Origin of the sequence: Erwinia sp. V71 (assembly GCF_965644245.1) — a bacterium.
Lineage (GTDB): Bacteria > Pseudomonadota > Gammaproteobacteria > Enterobacterales > Enterobacteriaceae > Erwinia.
In genome coordinates, this window is the sequence record NZ_CBFFRK010000092.1 from 1 (window position 1) to 17,040 (window position 17,040).

Annotated in this window: 14 protein-coding genes and 2 pseudogenes; 12 read left to right on the forward strand and 4 right to left on the reverse strand. The window is 58.5% G+C overall.

Going from position 1 to position 17,040, the window contains the following annotated elements:
* Positions 1-71 precede the first annotated feature (71 nt).
* The 10 genes and pseudogenes from ACSZO1_RS16545 to ACSZO1_RS16590 all read left to right on the forward strand — a co-directional run.
* Positions 72-1,829 (forward strand): annotated as a pseudogene (locus ACSZO1_RS16545) (FHIPEP family type III secretion protein); the annotation flags it as partial.
* A complete protein-coding gene (locus tag ACSZO1_RS16550) occupies positions 1,829-2,713 on the forward strand; it encodes an FHA domain-containing protein (protein ID WP_437614511.1) in 885 nt (294 codons plus the stop codon). The pseudogene ACSZO1_RS16545 and the gene ACSZO1_RS16550, both read left to right, overlap by 1 nt.
* Complete coding sequence (sctN, locus tag ACSZO1_RS16555) at positions 2,713-4,065, forward strand: type III secretion system ATPase SctN (protein ID WP_437614513.1); 1,353 nt, start codon at positions 2,713-2,715, stop codon at positions 4,063-4,065. The genes ACSZO1_RS16550 and sctN overlap by 1 nt, the downstream gene beginning before the upstream one ends.
* On the forward strand, positions 4,049-4,501 hold the full coding sequence (locus ACSZO1_RS16560) for a type III secretion protein (RefSeq protein ID WP_437614515.1): 453 nt from the start codon (positions 4,049-4,051) through the stop codon (positions 4,499-4,501). The genes sctN and ACSZO1_RS16560 overlap by 17 nt, the downstream gene beginning before the upstream one ends.
* Positions 4,498-5,187 (forward strand): type III secretion system HrpP C-terminal domain-containing protein, encoded by a 690-nt coding sequence (locus ACSZO1_RS16565; protein ID WP_437614517.1) that lies wholly within the window; start codon positions 4,498-4,500, stop codon positions 5,185-5,187. Before ACSZO1_RS16560 ends, ACSZO1_RS16565 begins: the two co-directional genes overlap by 4 nt.
* Positions 5,184-6,176, forward strand: coding sequence for a FliM/FliN family flagellar motor switch protein (locus ACSZO1_RS16570; protein WP_437614519.1), 993 nt, complete (start codon positions 5,184-5,186; stop codon positions 6,174-6,176). Before ACSZO1_RS16565 ends, ACSZO1_RS16570 begins: the two co-directional genes overlap by 4 nt.
* A gap of 6 nt (positions 6,177-6,182) precedes the next feature.
* Complete coding sequence (gene sctR / locus ACSZO1_RS16575) at positions 6,183-6,836, forward strand: type III secretion system export apparatus subunit SctR (RefSeq protein WP_437614521.1); 654 nt, start codon at positions 6,183-6,185, stop codon at positions 6,834-6,836.
* A gap of 7 nt (positions 6,837-6,843) precedes the next feature.
* Entirely contained in the window at positions 6,844-7,104 is a 261-nt protein-coding gene (gene sctS / locus ACSZO1_RS16580; protein ID WP_437614523.1) for a type III secretion system export apparatus subunit SctS, read from the forward strand.
* Positions 7,104-7,916, forward strand: coding sequence for a type III secretion system export apparatus subunit SctT (gene sctT / locus ACSZO1_RS16585; protein WP_437614525.1), 813 nt, complete (start codon positions 7,104-7,106; stop codon positions 7,914-7,916). The genes sctS and sctT overlap by 1 nt, the downstream gene beginning before the upstream one ends.
* Positions 7,913-8,854, forward strand: a complete 942-nt coding sequence (locus tag ACSZO1_RS16590; protein WP_437614527.1) for an EscU/YscU/HrcU family type III secretion system export apparatus switch protein — start codon at positions 7,913-7,915, stop codon at positions 8,852-8,854. The genes sctT and ACSZO1_RS16590 overlap by 4 nt, the downstream gene beginning before the upstream one ends.
* Positions 8,855-8,898: 44 nt before the next feature.
* Here ACSZO1_RS16590 and ACSZO1_RS16595 read toward each other — a convergent pair whose 3' ends face one another.
* The 4 genes and pseudogenes from ACSZO1_RS16595 to ACSZO1_RS16610 all read right to left on the reverse strand — a co-directional run bounded on the left by ACSZO1_RS16595 (position 8,899) and on the right by ACSZO1_RS16610 (position 14,363).
* Positions 8,899-9,309: a type III secretion system chaperone gene (locus ACSZO1_RS16595; RefSeq protein WP_437614529.1), complete on the reverse strand. Its 411-nt coding sequence runs from the start codon at positions 9,307-9,309 to the stop codon at positions 8,899-8,901.
* Between the two features lie 135 nt (positions 9,310-9,444).
* Positions 9,445-10,164 (reverse strand): AvrE-family type 3 secretion system effector, encoded by a 720-nt coding sequence (locus ACSZO1_RS16600; RefSeq protein WP_437614537.1) that lies wholly within the window; start codon positions 10,162-10,164, stop codon positions 9,445-9,447.
* A gap of 243 nt (positions 10,165-10,407) precedes the next feature.
* Positions 10,408-14,109: pseudogene (locus ACSZO1_RS16605) on the reverse strand (AvrE-family type 3 secretion system effector); the annotation flags it as partial.
* Positions 13,995-14,363: a sigma 54-interacting transcriptional regulator gene (locus tag ACSZO1_RS16610; RefSeq protein WP_437614531.1), complete on the reverse strand. Its 369-nt coding sequence runs from the start codon at positions 14,361-14,363 to the stop codon at positions 13,995-13,997. The pseudogene ACSZO1_RS16605 and the gene ACSZO1_RS16610, both read right to left, overlap by 115 nt.
* 505 nt (positions 14,364-14,868) lie before the next feature.
* Here ACSZO1_RS16610 and ACSZO1_RS16615 point away from each other — a divergent pair.
* Together ACSZO1_RS16615 and ACSZO1_RS16620 are read left to right on the forward strand one after the other, a co-directional pair.
* Positions 14,869-15,738 (forward strand): hypothetical protein, encoded by an 870-nt coding sequence (locus tag ACSZO1_RS16615; protein WP_437614533.1) that lies wholly within the window; start codon positions 14,869-14,871, stop codon positions 15,736-15,738.
* An 18-nt stretch (positions 15,739-15,756) separates the two neighbouring features.
* Positions 15,757-16,782, forward strand: a complete 1,026-nt coding sequence (locus tag ACSZO1_RS16620) for a hypothetical protein (protein ID WP_437614535.1) — start codon at positions 15,757-15,759, stop codon at positions 16,780-16,782.
* The last annotated feature ends 258 nt before the right edge of the window (positions 16,783-17,040 follow it).

A 17,040-nucleotide genomic window follows, 5' to 3' on the forward strand; every position in this document is an offset into this window, starting at 1 on the left:
GATAGCTTATCGGTAGCTAACCGTCCCTCCATCCACATGACCAAGCGTTGCACTTATTATCTGAATTCGCGATGTTCCTGATCCTCACTGTGGTGAATTTTCTGGTGATTACCAAAGGCTCCGAGCGCGTGGCGGAAGTGGCGGCGCGCTTCACGCTGGATGCCATGCCAGGCAAACAGATGTCGATCGACAGCGATCTGCGTGCCGGGATGATCGATGTGTACCAGGCGAAAACACGCCGTAACGAACTGGCGAAAGAGAGCCAGCTGTTTGGCGCGATGGACGGGGCGATGAAGTTTGTTAAAGGTGACGCCATCGCCGGGCTGGTGATCCTGTTTATCAACCTGATTGGTGGCTTCAGTATCGGCGTGTTGCAGCTGGATATGCCGGCGGGCGAAGCGATGCATGTCTACTCGATCCTCACCATTGGTGACGGTCTGATCGCCCAGATCCCGGCGCTGCTGATCTCGCTGACCGCCGGGATGATCATTACCCGCGTCTCATCGGATAACGAGCAAACCAGCGATAACAATATTGGCCGTGAGATCGCCGAACAGCTCACCAGCCAGCCGAAGGCCTGGATTCTGTCCTCCGTTGGCATGGTGGGATTTGCCCTGCTGCCAGGGATGCCGACCGGGGTATTCCTGTTGCTGGCGGCGCTGACGATGATCAGCGGTGGTTTCCAGCTGTGGCGCGTGCGCCAGGAACTGACGCTGGCGCAGCCGCAGATGGAAAACGAAGTGATCCCACCGGAACTGAATGGCCGCGAAGATCTGCGCCAGTTCAACCCCACGCGTCCGTATCTGATCAACTTCCCGGCCGCCAGCCGCGGCAACCCGGAAACGCTGGAGCTGGAGCAGGAGATCCGCCGTCTGCGTAACCGTATCGTCTATCACTTTGGCTTTACCTTACCGGCGTTTGATATCGAGTTTTCTGAACAGCAGCAGGAGGATGAATTCCGCTTCTCGGTGTACGAAATCCCGAAAGTGGCTGGCAGCTTCAATACCGCGCTGCTGGCCGTCAAACGCAGCTGGCTGGAACAGAACGCTGACGCGGATCGTGAAGGAGTGATCGAAGGCGATGAGCGCCGTCGCGAGCAGGATCTGATCTGGCTGCCGCCGGATCATCCGCTGCTGCAGAACGACGAGGTGGAACGCTGGACGGCACGCCAGCTGCTGGTACGCCGGATGGAAAATGCCATCCACGCCAGCAGTCCGCATTTTATCGGCCTGCAGGAGACGCGCGCGCTGATGGGCTGGCTGGAAGCGGAGCAGCCGGAACTGTCGCAGGAACTGCAGCGTGTGATGCCGCTGACCCGCTTCTCCAGTGTATTGCAGAAACTGGTGGCGGAACGTATTCCGCTGCGTTCGGTACGCGCCATTGCCGAAGCGTTAATTGAGCACGGCCAGCATGAGCGCGATGTCCATCTGCTGACCGACCAGGTGCGTATCACCCTGAAAAATCACCTCTGCCACCAGTATGCACAGGCTGATGGTCTGCATGTCTGGCTGCTGACGCCGGAACTGGAAGAGCAGCTGCGTGATGCGTTGCGCCAGACCCAGAACGATATCTTTTTTGCGCTGATGCAGGAACAGGTCAGCGCCATCCTCGGTGAAGTGGGGCGGGCGTTTACCACGGACAGCAGTCAGCAGTCGGTGCTGCTGGTGGCGCAGGATCTGCGCAGCCCGATGCGCAGCCTGATTGCCGAGGAGTATCACAACGTACCGGTGCTGTCGTTTGCCGAGTTGCAACCTAATCTGGCGGTGAATGTGCTGGGTCGGCTCGATCTCGATCCCAACGTTTACGCGCTGACCACCTGGGAGAGTTAATGATGTTCGAACTGCGCGTGCTGTCCGGCCTTCATTTGGGCGCGGCGTTGCCACTCTTTGGCGACAGCTGGTTGATTGGTCAGGCGCAGGACGCTGACCTGTTGCTGAGTGACGCCGGGGTGGCGGAGCAGCACTGCCGTCTGCACCGCGAAGGTGAGCACTGGCGACTGGAAAACCTGCCGCAGGGTGACAGCGTGCCTGTGACCGCAGGCGAAGCCTTTGCGGTGGGTGAGGCCTGGCTGTGCGTGATGGCGGCGGAAGCGGCCTGGTCGGCGTTTACACCACCGGCAGCGGTCACGACAGATACACCGCCTGCAGAGCAGCAGGCCGCGCCCGCCCAGCCTGCCACTCCTGCCGTGCGCAAAGGCGGCTTCCCGCGCTGGATCAGCGCGTTATCTTTCAGTCTGCTGTTGTTGCTCACCTTCACCGTGGTGAGCTGGATCCTGCAGCCTACGGTGGCGCAAACCGGCGTTAGCAGCTCGGGTCGTCAGCACCTCGATAACGCCAGCGAAATCCGCACGCCGCTGCTGACCATGCTGCGTGAGCGCGATCTGGCTTCCGTGGTCAGCGTGGTGGCCGAAGAGAAAAAAGTGGTGCTGAAAGGCCAGCTGAATAAAGAGCAGATGCAGGTGTTTAGCCGCATGCTGAGCCGCTTCAACAGCGACTATATGACGGCACTGCCGCTGGACAATCAGGTGCGCGCGCTGAAGCTGGAACTGCCGTTCCGCATCGTGCAAATCACCACCGGCAAGCGTGCCAATATCGTGACCGAAGAGGGCCAGCGGCTGTTTATTGGCGACCAGATTGACGACCTGCGGCTGGTGGCGATCACTGATAACCGCATTGAATTCAGCGGGCGCGACAACATTAAGGTGAGCTGGTAATGACGGCGACACTGGACAGCTGGTTCAGCCAGCAACAGCAGCGACTGGCGGGTTTTGCCCCGGTCAGCGCCTTTGGCCGCATTACCGGTATTAACGGCATCCTGCTGGAGAGCAGCTTACCGCGCGCGCGCATTGGCGATTTGTGCCGGGTGGAACGCGACGACAGCAGCAGCGTGCTGGCGGAAGTGGTCGGCTTTAACCCGCAACATACGCTGCTGTCAGCACTGGGGCAGCTGGATGGCATTGCTCAGGGGGCGCGTGTCGAACCGCTGTTTCTGCCACACAGTATCGTGGTTTCTGACCAGTTGCTGGACAGCGTACTGGATGGTTTTGGCCGGCCGATTACCGCCGACAGCACAGGCGCATTTGCCATGCCGGGCAGCGTGGCAAATGCCACCAGCGTGCTGGGCGATGCGCCGCCACCGACAGAGCGCCCGCGTATCGATACGCCATTGCCGACCGGCATTCGTGCCATTGATGGCCTGCTGACGCTGGGACTCGGCCAGCGTGTCGGTGTGTTTGCCGGCGCGGGCTGCGGTAAAACCACGCTGCTGGCAGAGCTGGCGCGTAATACACCCTGTGATGTGATTGTGTTTGGTCTGATTGGTGAGCGTGGTCGTGAGCTGCGCGAGTTTCTCGATCATGAACTGGATGAGGAGCTGCGCCGTCGTACCGTGCTGATCTGCGCCACGTCCGATCGCAGCAGTATGGAGCGTGCGCGTGCTGCCTTTACCGCCACGGCGATTGCCGAAGCCTGGCGCGATCAGGGAAAAAGCGTGCTGCTGATCCTCGACTCGCTGACCCGTTTTGCCCGCGCCCAGCGTGAAATCGGCCTGGCACTGGGCGAACCGCCAGGGCGCGGCGGTCTGCCGCCCTCGGTCTATACCCTGCTACCGACACTGCTGGAACGCGCCGGGCAAACCACGCGCGGATCGATTACCGCACTCTACTCAGTGCTGATCGAAGCTGACTCGATGAATGATCCCGTCGCCGACGAAGTGCGATCGCTGATTGACGGTCATATCGTCCTGACGCGCAAGCTGGCTGAGCGCGGTCACTATCCGGCCATCGACGTGCTGGCCAGTCTGAGCCGTACCATGAGCAATGTCGCCACGCGCGAGCATATCCACGAAGCCACCCAGCTGCGCCGCATGATGTCTGCCTGGCAGCAGGTGGAGATGCTGATCCGCCTTGGCGAGTACCAGCCGGGCCACGATGCGATGACCGATGCGGCAGTGGAGGCGCAGGAGGTGATTAACGGTTATCTGCGTCAGGCAAATCACGCGCCCAGCCACTATGACGACACCCTGCAGCAACTGTCGGAGGTAAGCCGCTATGCGCCGTCGCATTAGTGTGGAAGCGGACATCATCGAAACCTCTGCCGCAGAAGAACTGCAGAAGACCTTCGCACTGCTGCTGCCGATTCGCCGCCAGCGGCTGAACCGCAGTGAGCGGCAGCAGCGTGAGGAGGAGCAGGCGCTGCGCGCTGCCGGAGAACAGCATGAGGCCGCACAGCAGCAGCTGGGCGTCTGCCAGCAGCAGTATCAGCAACTGCGCGACGGTTTTGCGGCGGGCAGGCGTAAACAGGAGCAACTGATGCAAGGGCTGGATCACGAGCGTCAGGCGAGTGACGCACTGCTGGGACAGAAACGTGAACTGACACGCTGTCAGCAACAGCAGAGCGAGCAGCAGCAGCGGCTGCACCAGGCGCAGCAGGAAACCCGCGCGCGTCAGCGTGACGTGGAGAAGCTGGAATATCTGATGCAGGAAAGCGAGGCGTTGCGATGAATCCATTACAGCAACAGGCACAGCGTGCCGCCAGCACGCTACAGCAGAACAAACAGCAGCAGAGCCGTCAGGCGGAAAAGACCCAGGAGCGGCAGAGTACACCGCCACCACGTGACACGGCAGCACAACGCCGCCCGCAGACTCCGCCGCTGACAAAACAGCCGGAAGCCCAGCCACACGATAAACCACGCCGGGCAGCCACGCGCGAGCGTGCTTCGTCATCCGCCGATACGCCGCAGTTAAAACGTAAAGCCGCGAGCGAACCGGCGTATCAGGAAGCGTCGCTGTTCAGCCAGCTACTGGACGGTGACAGTAAACCGTTACCGCTGATGGGCGGCTCTGCATTTAGCGGCTTTGCCGGTTTACCCGCGTCGGTCGAGAAAACGCCCTCAGGCGGCGCATCACCGATGGCGATCTGGCATCAGCTGGAACCGACACTGACAGGCGCGGTGGAAAAGCAGCCCAGCGGTCCGCTGTCGCTGACGCTGTTGCTGCCGAAACTGGGCGAAGTGGATGCACGTATCGCCGGATCGGCAGCGGGCAGCGGCTGGGATATCAGCCTGCGTTTCGCCCCGCAGGCGCTGGCGATGCTGGCACCGCATCATGAGCGCTGCCGCGAGTCGTTGCGGCGGCGGATGGCCTGCCAGGTGCGTCTGCGCTTTGAACAGCGGGGAGGGATGGCATGAAACCCTTGCTGCTGCGTCGCCAGAGTCAGCATGAAGCGCGTCTGCGCCAGCAGATCGGCGCGGGCTGGCGTTTTCCCTATCGGTTAAATGATGCCGCAGGCTGGCTGCAGCTGAGCCTGGCGACGGAACACGCCCCGCGCTCGGCCACCCAGCCGCTGGCCTGCGACCTCGGTGTACTGCATCTGACGCAGGCGGAAGCGGTCTGCAGCCTGATGTCGGCCTGCCCGCTGTTACCGCCTGAGCAGGCAGAAGAGAGCTGGTACTGGCCGTTGTTCAGCCAGTCGCTGAGCGAAGAGCTGCGCCACCTGTTTGGTCAGCTGAAATGGCAGGAGACTCCGCCCGATGACAACGGCTTGTGGCTGTCGCTGAATACCCTCTCGTTGTTACTGAATAAAGCCGGCTGGCAGCCGGTGACACCGCCGCCAGCGGAACAGCTGGCGCTCACGTTGCCGTTCACGCTGGGAGCGCTGTCCTTCTCCCTGGAACAGCTTCGTACCTTGCGGCGCAACGATGTGATTTTACCTGTCACCACTCACTTCTCCCCCGACGGCAGCGGCGTGCTGCGCATTGCCCGGCTGAGTCTGCAGGGCGAGCTGGTGAGTGAGGCGGGGCGTAGCGCCCATTTTTATATTACCGATTTGGAGACCACTGACGTGAATTTGACCCCTGATGATTATGCGATGGATGGGCTGACACAGCCGGAAGAGCAGTGGAATGATGCACCCCAGCGTGAAGCGACGGCGTTTGACCCTCTGCCGCTGGCATTAACGCTGCGCTGCGGTCATCTGAAACTGACGCTGGGTGAGCTGAGCCGCCTGAGCGTCGGGTCAACCCTGATTGTTGAGCATGTGCAGCCGGGTGAAGCAATCCTCTGTCACGGCGATTTCCCGCTGGCGAAAGGGGAGCTGGTCGATGTCGAAGGACGGCTGGGACTGCAGATTACCCATATGCTGCCGGGGGCGGCCAATCCACTGGGTGGCGACAGGTAATACGCCATGGAAATGGGAGCCATCAATCCAATCATGCTGGCGCTGTTTCTTGGCGCCCTGTCGCTGTTGCCGATGATGATGATTATCTGCACCAGCTTTCTCAAAATTTCGATGGTATTGCAGCTGACGCGCAATGCCATGGGCGTGCAGCAGGTGCCGCCGACCATGGCGCTGAACGGCATTGCGCTGGCGGCAACGCTGTTCATTATGGCGCCGGTGTTCAGCGATATGACGCAGCGGCTGAAAGCGCTGCCGATCGATTTCAGTTCGATGGAGCGACTGGAATATACGCTGGGTAATGGCATCGATCCGCTGAAAAAATTTATGACCCACAACACCGATCCCGACATCCTCAGTCATCTGCAGGAGAACACGCAACGTGTCTGGCCAAAGGAGATGGCGAGCAGTGTGCAGCCGGACAATATGCTGCTGGCGATCCCGGCGTTTGTGCTGTCGGAGCTGCAGAGTGGTTTTAAGATCGGCTTCCTGATCTTTATTCCGTTTATCGTGGTGGATCTGATCGTCTCTAACGTACTGCTGGCGCTGGGGATGCAGATGGTGTCGCCAATGACGGTGTCGCTGCCGCTGAAGATCCTGCTGTTCGTATTGATCAGCGGCTGGACGCGGCTGCTCGACGGCCTGTTTTACAGTTACCTGTGAGGACGCCATGGAAATTCTGACCCTTTTTCGTCAGGCGATGCTGCTGGTGGTGCTGCTTTCGGCGCCGCCGCTGGTGGTGGCGGTGCTGGTGGGCGTGGTGATTTCGCTGCTGCAGGCGGCGATGCAGTTGCAGGATCAGACCCTGCCGTTCGGCATTAAGCTGGTGGCGGTGGGCGTCACGCTGGCGCTGACCGGGCGCTGGATCGGCGTCCAACTGATGCAGCTGGCGCAGGCGGCATTTGCCATGATGTCGGCGGTGGATGCCTGATGCTGATCGGCGCGCCGCTTACCGATACCTTTCACGCCATCCTCGCGCTGGCACTGGCGATGGCGCGCATTTTTCCCTGCCTGTTGTTAACGCCGGTGTTCTCCTTCAGCGTGGTAAAAGGCGTGATGCGCACCGCGATTGTGGTGGCGCTGTCGCTGTTTATCGCCCCGGCGATTAAACCGGAAATCGACCAGTTGCAGCCGGATATGCTGACCCTGACCGGGCTGATACTGAAAGAGATACTGATCGGCGTACTGATTGGTTTACTGCTGGCGATGCCATTCTGGATGTATGAGTCGGTCGGCGGCTTGTTTGATAACCAGCGCGGGGCGCTGATGGGCGGGCAAATCAACCCGCAGCTGGGGCCGGATGTCACGCCGCTTGGCAAGCTGATGCAGCAGTCGATGATCCTGCTGCTGATTATTGGTCTTGGTTTACCCACCATCACGCAGCTGATTTGGGACAGTTACCAGCTGTGGCCCGCCAGCGAATGGATGCCTTTCCCCAGTGAAGCGGGTTTCCAGGTCTACCTGAAACTGCTCGGCGAGGCCTTCAGCGATATGGTGCTGTACGCCGGACCACTGGTGGCGATTATGCTGATGATCGATTTCGGCATCGGCATTATGAGTATCTACAGCCCGCAATTACAGGCGACGGCGCTGGCGATCCCGCTGAAATGCCTGCTGGGGATGCTGTTCTTTGTTTTCTATCTGCCGCTGCTGGAACATCTGGCGGGTGAGCGTCTCTACGATCTGCGCGATCTGATCCATATTCTGCCGACGCTGGTGGACGGTAAAGGGAGTACGCCGTGAGTGAAAAAACGGAAGACGCCACACCGCAAAAATTGCAGGAGTCACGCAAGAAAGGGCAGGTGAGTCAGAGCCAGGATATCCCGAAACTGCTGATCTGTATTGGTGTGCTGGAGATGATCTTTGCGCTGGTGGTGGTGTTGCGTATTCTCGGCGGCTGGGTACAGTTTGGCCCGCTGTTTGCGGTGGAAGCGATGATGCCGAAACTGGAGACGCTGAATCCGGTTAACCATTTCAAAAACATCTTCTCGGCGCGCCAGTTAACGCAGTTGCTGACCAGCATCATTAAGGCGGTGATTATTGGTCTGATCGTCTGGCAGGCGATTATGCCGGAGCTGCCTGCACTGGCACAGCTGGCGCTGGGCACGCTGGATGGCTTCTGGCAGGGAGTAATGGCGCTGTTTATCAAGGTGGCGCGTCGGGTGCTGCTGGTGATGCTGGCGCTCAGCCTGCTGGACTTTGGCCTGCAGAAATACTTCTTCCTGAAGCAGCAGCGCATGAGCCACGACGATATTAAAAACGAGTTTAAACAGAGCGAAGGCGACCCGCATATGAAAGGGCATCGCCGCCAGGTGGCGCAGGAGATCCTGCATGAAGAACCCGCCGCGCCACGTCAGGTGGCAGTGGAAGAGGCGGATATGCTGCTGGTGAACCCGACGCACTTTGCGGTGGGATTGTACTATCGCCCGGGGGAAACACCGCTGCCGCGTCTGCTGTTTAAAGCCAGCGACGACGAGGCGCGTTCACTGATTGAACAGGCACAGCGTAAGAAGATGCCGGTGATTCGCTTCGTCTGGCTGACGCGCACGCTGTACCGCACGACGAAGGAAGGGGCGTATATTCCGCGCGAAACATTAACGGCCGTCGCACAGGTATACCGCCTGCTGCGTGAGCTGGAGGATCACTATCTTGATGAGGTGATTGAGATGCGGGAGGAGTGAGGGGAATACGTTAGAGAGGGGGAATCTCTTCCCCCATCAGCGGATTACAACGCCGCAAACATCTCCAGCAGCAACACCCGTGCTTCGCGTGCCTGCTGCATAAAGGCCAGCAAGGTATCGTTAAAACTGACGCTGTCCAGCGTGGCCAGCGTCTGCTGGTTGCACAACCGCACCTGTTCCTCTTCATCCAGCGCCAGCCAGCAGCCGCGCATGGCGTTGATTTCAAAGTTCAGTGTCATCATCAGCCGCCATGCGGTCAGCTTCTCGCCATACGCCGACATCGGAAACAGCTGGCAGTGCAGCAGCAGCGCATCGCTGCCCGGCGGCAACTCCAGTACCAGCGCTTCCTGACCCTGAGTATCCTGCAACGCACACACCCCGTTCTCCAGCTTCAGTGCAATCCCGTGGCTGCGGGAGAACTCATCCAGCAGCCGTTGTAACTGTTGTTGTGGCATCGTCATCATTTTCCTCTCAATCCACATTGTGTTCTGGCGCTGCGCTGTCAGGCCGGGTAAACCATGCTACGTATACCTGCATCCGGCCATGTATTCCGCCATACCGCGCCCCTCCCGAGTCACGACGGACGCTGGCTACACCACGCCGCGCTTATCCTGTACTTCGGCATTGGTCATTGCATTCACCACATCGTCACTGGCCCAGGCGATTTCCCCTTCCAGCGAGAATGAATTCGGTGTTTCCTGGTTTTCGCCGTAACTGAAGTTAATTTTGCCGAGATTGCGCGTCATATTGACGTTCGCCGAACTCGATCCCCCGGCGACAAACAGCGGCAGGTTGATCCCTTCCGGTTTATTGGTGGTCTCGGTAAAGGCGATCGATTTCACGCGCAGATTGTTGCTGTCTTTCAGCAAGGCCTGGATCTCTTCCGGTTGCGTGGCGTGATCCAGCCACTTCTGCTGCATTTCAAATTTCTTGCCGTCTTTCATTTCCAGCGTCACCGTGGCCTGGGTATCGGCATGCTTCTGCAGTTCCCTGACCACCTCTTTCAGCATCGGTTTTTCCGCCATAAAACGGCTGATGCGCTCGGCATTGCTCGGCGGCAGTTCGCTGGCCACCAGATTGTGCAGCACATGCATCATGTCCTCGTGGTCAATATTGCGCAGATTGCTGTAGCTGCTGCTGTACTCGGCGCTGTTCAGTTGCTGGCAGTTCAGCGCGGCCGCCTGCTGTTGCAGCTTCAGCTGTCTGGCGGTGTTAATCACCGCATACTGACCATTATTGGCGGGCGTCAGGGTCAGCAGATGAGCAGTCAGCTTGTCCAGTTTCAGTTTCACGGCCTGCTTCTCATCCATCTGATACGTATTCAGTTTGTCCTCGCTCTCTGCGCTGGAAGAGCTGCCGGAGGCCGCCGCAGGCGTATTCAGTGAATCAAGCTGCGCTTTTTCCAGTTTTCGCAGCGCTTCACGCTCTTTTGGCCGTATCGCCCGCTGGCCGTGGATAATGTGCGGGATACCCTCTTCATTGACATCGAGGTCGGCGGCGTGCTGTTGCAGGCTGCGCTCTTTCTCGGCTTTTACCGTCGGTGGCAGCTTGTTTTCCGGCTTTTTCGGCGCTTTATCGGCATCTTTCAGCTCCTGTACCAGCGCATTGAGTCTGGCGTCATCGAAGTTAAAGCCGATCTGCTCGATCAGCTTATCCAGCTGATATTTTTCCACGCCCTCGGCTTTCGCCAGGTCGAGGCTCATATTCTGTTTAGTACGGTTTTCGATACTGGCCTGAATGCTGGTATTGCTGATGCCGAACAGCGGAATACGCAGTTTGGTGGCGGCGTTGGCGGTAATCCCGAGGCCACCACCGATGCCGGCGCTGGCACCCGCCGAGTTGAGGAAACGCACCCGGTTATTACTGTCGCTCAGGCTGTCTCCGGCCTCACTGTGCGTCACGCTGTGTTCACTCTGTTTCGACAGCACGTTAATCATGCCCTGCACAATCGCCGTGGCGCGGATGGTCAGCGGGTTTTGTTTGGCGTCTTCTCCTTTGGTCGGCATGGTGATACCGCCGCCCGCCATGGCAATGCCGGTGGCGTCAACATTGAACGTCAGCGTGGTGCCATTTTTCACCCGGTGGCTGACGCCCTTATCCAGCAACTGCTGCGGCGCGAGGCTGCCGCTGGTCAGATCCTGCATAAACTCGGCCAGATCCGCTTCACTGATGCTGAAGGTGACGCTGTTTTGCATCTGGCGTTGCAGTGCCATCGCCACCATCATATTGAGGCGTGCGGAGGGGGCCAGCGAGCGGTGCGCACCGAGATCCGCTTTGATATTTTTGTAATCCTCCGCCTGCGTCAGCGGGTTCCAGCCCACCGCGCCGAACACCGTGCCGGTGCCGCCGCCGTTACGGCTGAAGGTAATATTGATGCCGGTATCGCCGCGCGAGAAACTGGCGTTATAGGCGCGATCGAGGTTGCCGCGAATGCCAGGTACACCAATCACTTCGCCACCCGGGATCACCGACAGCGTCAGCATGCCGCCATAGTTGCGGCCAAAGCCCATATTCTCGCCCGACTCCAGCTGGCTGATGGTTTCCAGCAACTGGTCGCTCATCTCCTGCTGACTTTTCGCTTTCAGCACCGTGCGGGTGGTCATATTCAGCCCGTGATGCTCCTTGCTGAAGGCGTTGGTCATCGACTTGATCGCGTCGTAGCACGCTTCCAGCTGCTTATGGCTGACAAAGCCCTGGCTGGTGGCTTTACGCACCGGATCATCGCCATAGGTTTGATCGCGCAGAGTACGGAAATCTTCGCGCAACTGGCGCAGCGCGGCAGGTGAGGGATGCTGGCTGTTGCTCAGCTGCTCCATGCGATCGGTCAGCTGGTGTAACTGGCTCATTGTCATACCATCGAGGATCAGACGCGATTTCGACAGATCGAGATCGTCATGAGGATCGCGCTGACGTCCCATCGGCAGCTGATCTTTCTGGTGGCGCACCACCATGCCCTGATCCTGCAAAGTCTGCATCAGGGTATGGCTGTCGTTCTCCGCGCGCAGCGGATAGCGGTGATACAGGGTGGTGAGATCGCTAATCAGGTTGTCGCTGTCACTCCACGGATTCATCGCCTGCGTCAGAGTGGTGCGGCGCGAGGGGCTAAAGTTGGTCGTTGCTGTGCGGTCAGCATTCAGTGCGCCCGCCTACTGGCCGAGCAGGGCAGTATGACGGCGCGAGCTGTCGGCCACGCTGTCGGCAAAGTGCTTCATATTTTCCAGCAGGGTTTTATCAATGCCGCTGTGTTCCAGTGCCGCCAGACGGGTATGCAGATCGGTACGCTGCGTTTGCCCGTCCAGCATGCTGGTCAGGGTTTTCAGCTGCTGATGCAGTTCAGTCTGGCGCTGATACACCGGGCGCAATCCTTCACGTCCCTGCCAGTTATGCTGCACGTTGTAAGCGGCATTTTTGATCGGGCGCGGTGTCGACAGTGTCGGATTAAACAGATGGGCACGCAGGCGGTCGCGCAGACGGCTGTTGATGTGATTGCCCTCGCGGCCCGACATGCCCATCACGTTGATTTCCTGTTTGATGGTCACGCCACCCAGCTTATAGCTGTGGCTGGCATCTTTCAGACGGACGCGGGCGCGCTCATCTTCGCGTCGTGGTGAGATCACTTCCGTCGGCGTATTGGGATCGTAGTCGGGGTTGACCTGCCACTGCTGTTCGCCCTGCGGCAGCAGCAGGGCGCTGCGTCCGCCCCGGTCGGCGATCATCAGCTCCCCTTCTTCGCCATTATGCAGCTTCTCCAGTGGGCTCATGCCCTCCGGCAACGTCACCGCCTGCCATTTTGGCGGTGTCGCGCTGCTGGCTTCCTGCTGCCATTGCGCTTTCGGCATGCTGTAAAGCTTGCCCTGTTTATCCAGCACATACAGCGTCTGGCGCTTGTCCATGGCGATATCGACCAGCGTGTTGCCGTCTCCCTTTGCGGATTGACCATCCGCGGCCTTATCCATGGCATGGGGATGATAGTTTTCAATCCCCTCTTTGGTCAGCGTGCGCATCAGTTTCTCTGGTTGACGACTGCCCGCCTGATTGTGATGAAACTGCAGCTCGCCATCCTCGCTCAGCGCGACCAGGCGTTCCGCATCCAGCGGGGCGATGGCGATGGCTTTATTGTCTTTGTTAAAGCCCGGCAATGGCGCATCCAGCGAGAGACTGCTTTTGGTCTGCCGCATCACAAACTGGTTGTTCACCCCGCCGATTTTGTCGCTTTTCAGGCTCACTTTGACCCGCGACGGCAGACCGTCATTCAGCACGTAGGCCTGGCCATCCTGACCGCGTTTGATGCTGTCTGCTTTCTCGAAACTGGCTTCCCAGCGCTGGGAGTTTTTATTCAGTGCGCTGACTTTACCGTTATCAATGATCAGGCGGCCCAGTCGTCCCAGTTCGACGGTTTCCTGTGGCAGCGGACGCGGCTGCAACAGCCCTTCATGGTGATCCATGACCAGGCTTTCACTCAGGTTCCACTGTGGCTGCAGTACACCGTGGCTGTCGAGAGAACAGATATGGCGCTGATCGCTCTCATCTTTCACCACCGCCTGCAACTGGCCATCTTCATGGTGCAGCAGACTTTCGACGCTAAATTTCTCGCCGAGGTGCTGCCTCAGCGCGGCGCTGATGGTGTCGTTCTGCTGCATCATTACGTCGGTATGTTCGGCATCCGGCGCAGTGCCGCTATACAGTTTGCCGTTGCTGCCAATGGCAAACAGCTGATTGCCATCAATCGCCAGCCCGGTGGCATGGAAATCACTCGTGCTGTCACCCTGCTGTTGCTTCAGGCTGACGCTGATATGTTTATCCGCTTTGCTGTCCAGTTTGTTGAGCAGCTTCACTGACTGCTTGCTGGTCTTTTCATCGGTCAGCAGCAACAACGCTTCACCGCGCGTATTGGTGCAGTACGCGCTGATTTTCTCTTTAAAGGTGGCGGATTTGCTGTCGCTGGAGAGGTTTTTGAGCGTCTTCTTATCGTGAATGGCATACAGCATGCCGTTGGGCTGTTTGCTCATGCTGCCGATGCTTTTCTCTTCGTCTTTGTCCACCTGCTCCCAGCGCATATTCTGTTCGTTGAGGCGATACAGGCGGCCACCGTGTTCGCGCATCTGTTCGGTTTGCAGCTCCGTGACACGCCCTTGTGTGCTCACCTCGCGGTCATGGCTGAAAATACCGGTGAGCAGGGCGTGCGTCGCACTCTCCGGCAGCGCGACAGTGCGCTGGATATTGCTGTTATCCGTTGGCCCATGAGGAGAACGGATTGTGGCGTCAGCTGGTAAATCCGCCGCGCCAGAGTGTCTTTCCCGGTGCCGGTTTCGCCCTGAAGCAGAATATCGATTTTCAGCTGCGCGATGGTTTGCACGATTTTATGCAGATGGTTATGGATATCGGCCTGCTGATCGGGTGCATTTCCTGTTGCGGTGATGGCGGGCTCTGCCACACCGCGAGCGGTATCCATGTATTCCTCATCTGCGGCGACACTGCGGCGCATTTGAGTCTCAATAAGACCGACCATAAATTCTCCAGTGGCTTAACAAAACGCTTAATTCGTTATCAGTTGCGTTAGGGCAATCCTGTATGAAGCAATCGTGAAGCGGTTGGATGTAAACGCTGTTGTAAAAAATTACAAAATCGTATCGGGGTTTACTCTCACTCAAGCGGGTGCAGTCTCGCTATCAGTCTTGGCTGATTATTGTGTAGGGATCGGCTGGTGGCGTGTAGGGATATCCCTACCTGTTTTTGTCTAAGCTTATTTTATTCATATGGTTGCGTGGATTGTGCGGGTGTTACGCGGCGGTGATGAAAGTTTTATTGCATTCAGAATGCTTAAGTAATTTTCCTTTTTTCTGGAACTCTTCGTCATCGTTCGCCACATAGCAGGCGAGATGAAACCCGAAAAACAGCTCTGTTTGTCAGCAAAATGTAAGCAAATACAGGTCTGCAATGCTGGTAAGTGTAAAGGTTGTGGATCGGGGCGCTCACTAACATTCAAACGGTTATGTTTACTCTGAGGAGCTTGTATGAAGATTCCAGGTTTTGGTGGCGCTGCAACGACCGCTGGTAAAGTGGATACCCCTCCTGTTGGCGGCGCAGCGGGCAATGCCGCAGGCAAAGTCGATATGCCGAACGGTAACAGCACTGGCGGTAAATCCCCGCTGTCGTTTGCCAGCGGCGCGATGAATGTGGCGGGTGGCGTCAGTACTGCGGCTTCGTTTTTTGGCGGTAACAGCAGCAGTACTAACGGCAGCACCAGCGCGAATGCGGCAGCCAACGGCACTAATCAGTCACAGTCCGGCAGCGGTGGTGGGCTGGCTTCTCTTGCCCAGAAACTGGTGATGCTGCTTGGTCTGCAGCAACTGCTGGGCGGTCTGACGGGCAGCAACAACGCGCAGCAGAGCCAGGCACAGCAGCCGACGCAGCAGCAGTCGGGTACGCAGTCCGCTTCCGGCGACAATAACAATATCCTGCAGCAGTTGATGCAGATGTTGCAGCAGATGCTGGGGATTCAGACCGGCAATAACAGTACCGGCAACGGTGCGACCTCCACCCCGGCGAACGCCAGCAATGCGGCAGGCGGTAATCAGGCAGCGTCCGGCGACAGCAATAATATGCTGCAGCAACTGATGCAGATGTTGCAGCAGTTGCTGGGGATTCAGTCGGGTAACAGCGAGTCAGGCAATGGTGCGACATCGACGCCAGCGAACGGTAATGGCACCAATAATGCCGCCGCGACCGGTAGTGATAACAGCCAGCAGTCTGGCGGGCTGGGCGGTCTGCTGAAGAATGTGCTGATGATGACGGGGCTGAATGCGCTGATGCAGATGATCGGCGGCGGCAACCAGAACCAGGCGCAGGGACAGTCTCAGTCACAGAATCAGTCTCAGGTCTGATAACCCGGGGAGGCTTTGATGGCGACAAACTTAATTAGCGGGGGAGGTTTCTCCCCCCTTCAGTCTGGTGTGCTGAATAACCTGCAGATTGGTGGTCAGCGTCCGCAGGCGAACCTGAACAGCGCATCGCAGACCGCTTGTGGCGGCAACAATGCCATCAGTTATGGCGGCAGTGAAGGGACGTCGCTGGATGATGTGCTGATGCTGGTCGGGTTGGCTGCGCTGGCGCAGTCGGGCGGTGCGGAGCAGCTGATGTGCACGCCGACGGAGAGCGGCGCCACGGGCGAGGTCAGTGATGGTGAAGGCGCGGTGGCGAATGCCAGCAGCGAGAAGGATCTGACGGTGAAACCTACCGACGACAATATGACCGGTCGTCCGGCGGGGGATACGCGCAGTGCCGAGGAGATCATTAACGATAACCCGGTGCTGAAGAACCTTGGCGACCAGAAAGATATCAAGCGCGATCAGCTGAAGGAGCGTTTTGGTGACTGGACGGAGGATAACAAGGACCCGGAGAGTCGCGCCGATGCCGCCTACAATATGGCCCGGGTGTTAAATAACATCAAAGGGCTGAACAATTATGAGGGCGGTGAGCGCGGTGAGGTTTCTCAGAATGAGAAGATCGAAGGGATCACCAAAGACGGCGATGCGCGCCACGGTACGGAAGCGGGGGTGTTGAAGGATATCGCCGAGCAGGGGCTGAAGATGTTGCCGGATAACGGCAATCTGCCGGAGACCAGTGATACCCATGTGCGCAAAGACGGCACCAATAAGGATAATTTCCAGTGGGGAATGGGCGAGATCGGCAAGGTGTTGTCGAATATCCCGATTCTGAAGTCCGTGTTAGCGCCGACGTTTAATAATATCGGTGAGGCGCGCAATCTGGGTGAGGTGTTTACCGGCGGTCTGACGGGGCTGGCAGAAGGCGCGATGAGCGCCGCGCGTGGCCCGGTGGGCTGGGCGGTGACGGCGGCGACGGACACGGTGTCGATTGCCGTTGAGAACAGCACTAAGGATAAGAAGGAGCCACCACCGTTTTCGTGATGCGGTTCAGGTGTATTGGGTTACTGCAATAATGATTCCTTCCTTTGTCCCTCGGTTAACGCCAGGGACTTTTTTTTGCACTTTTTCCCAGCGACGCTGTGATGCTACTCCCTCCCTCACGCTGTGGGAGAGGGTTGGGGAGGGGGAACTGACGGCTCTGTACTGCTCCCTCCCTCACACTGTGTACGGTCCGGGGACATTGCAGACAGGTGTTCGGGGACATGGTGAACACTTTTTAACATCCTTTACCCATGGTGA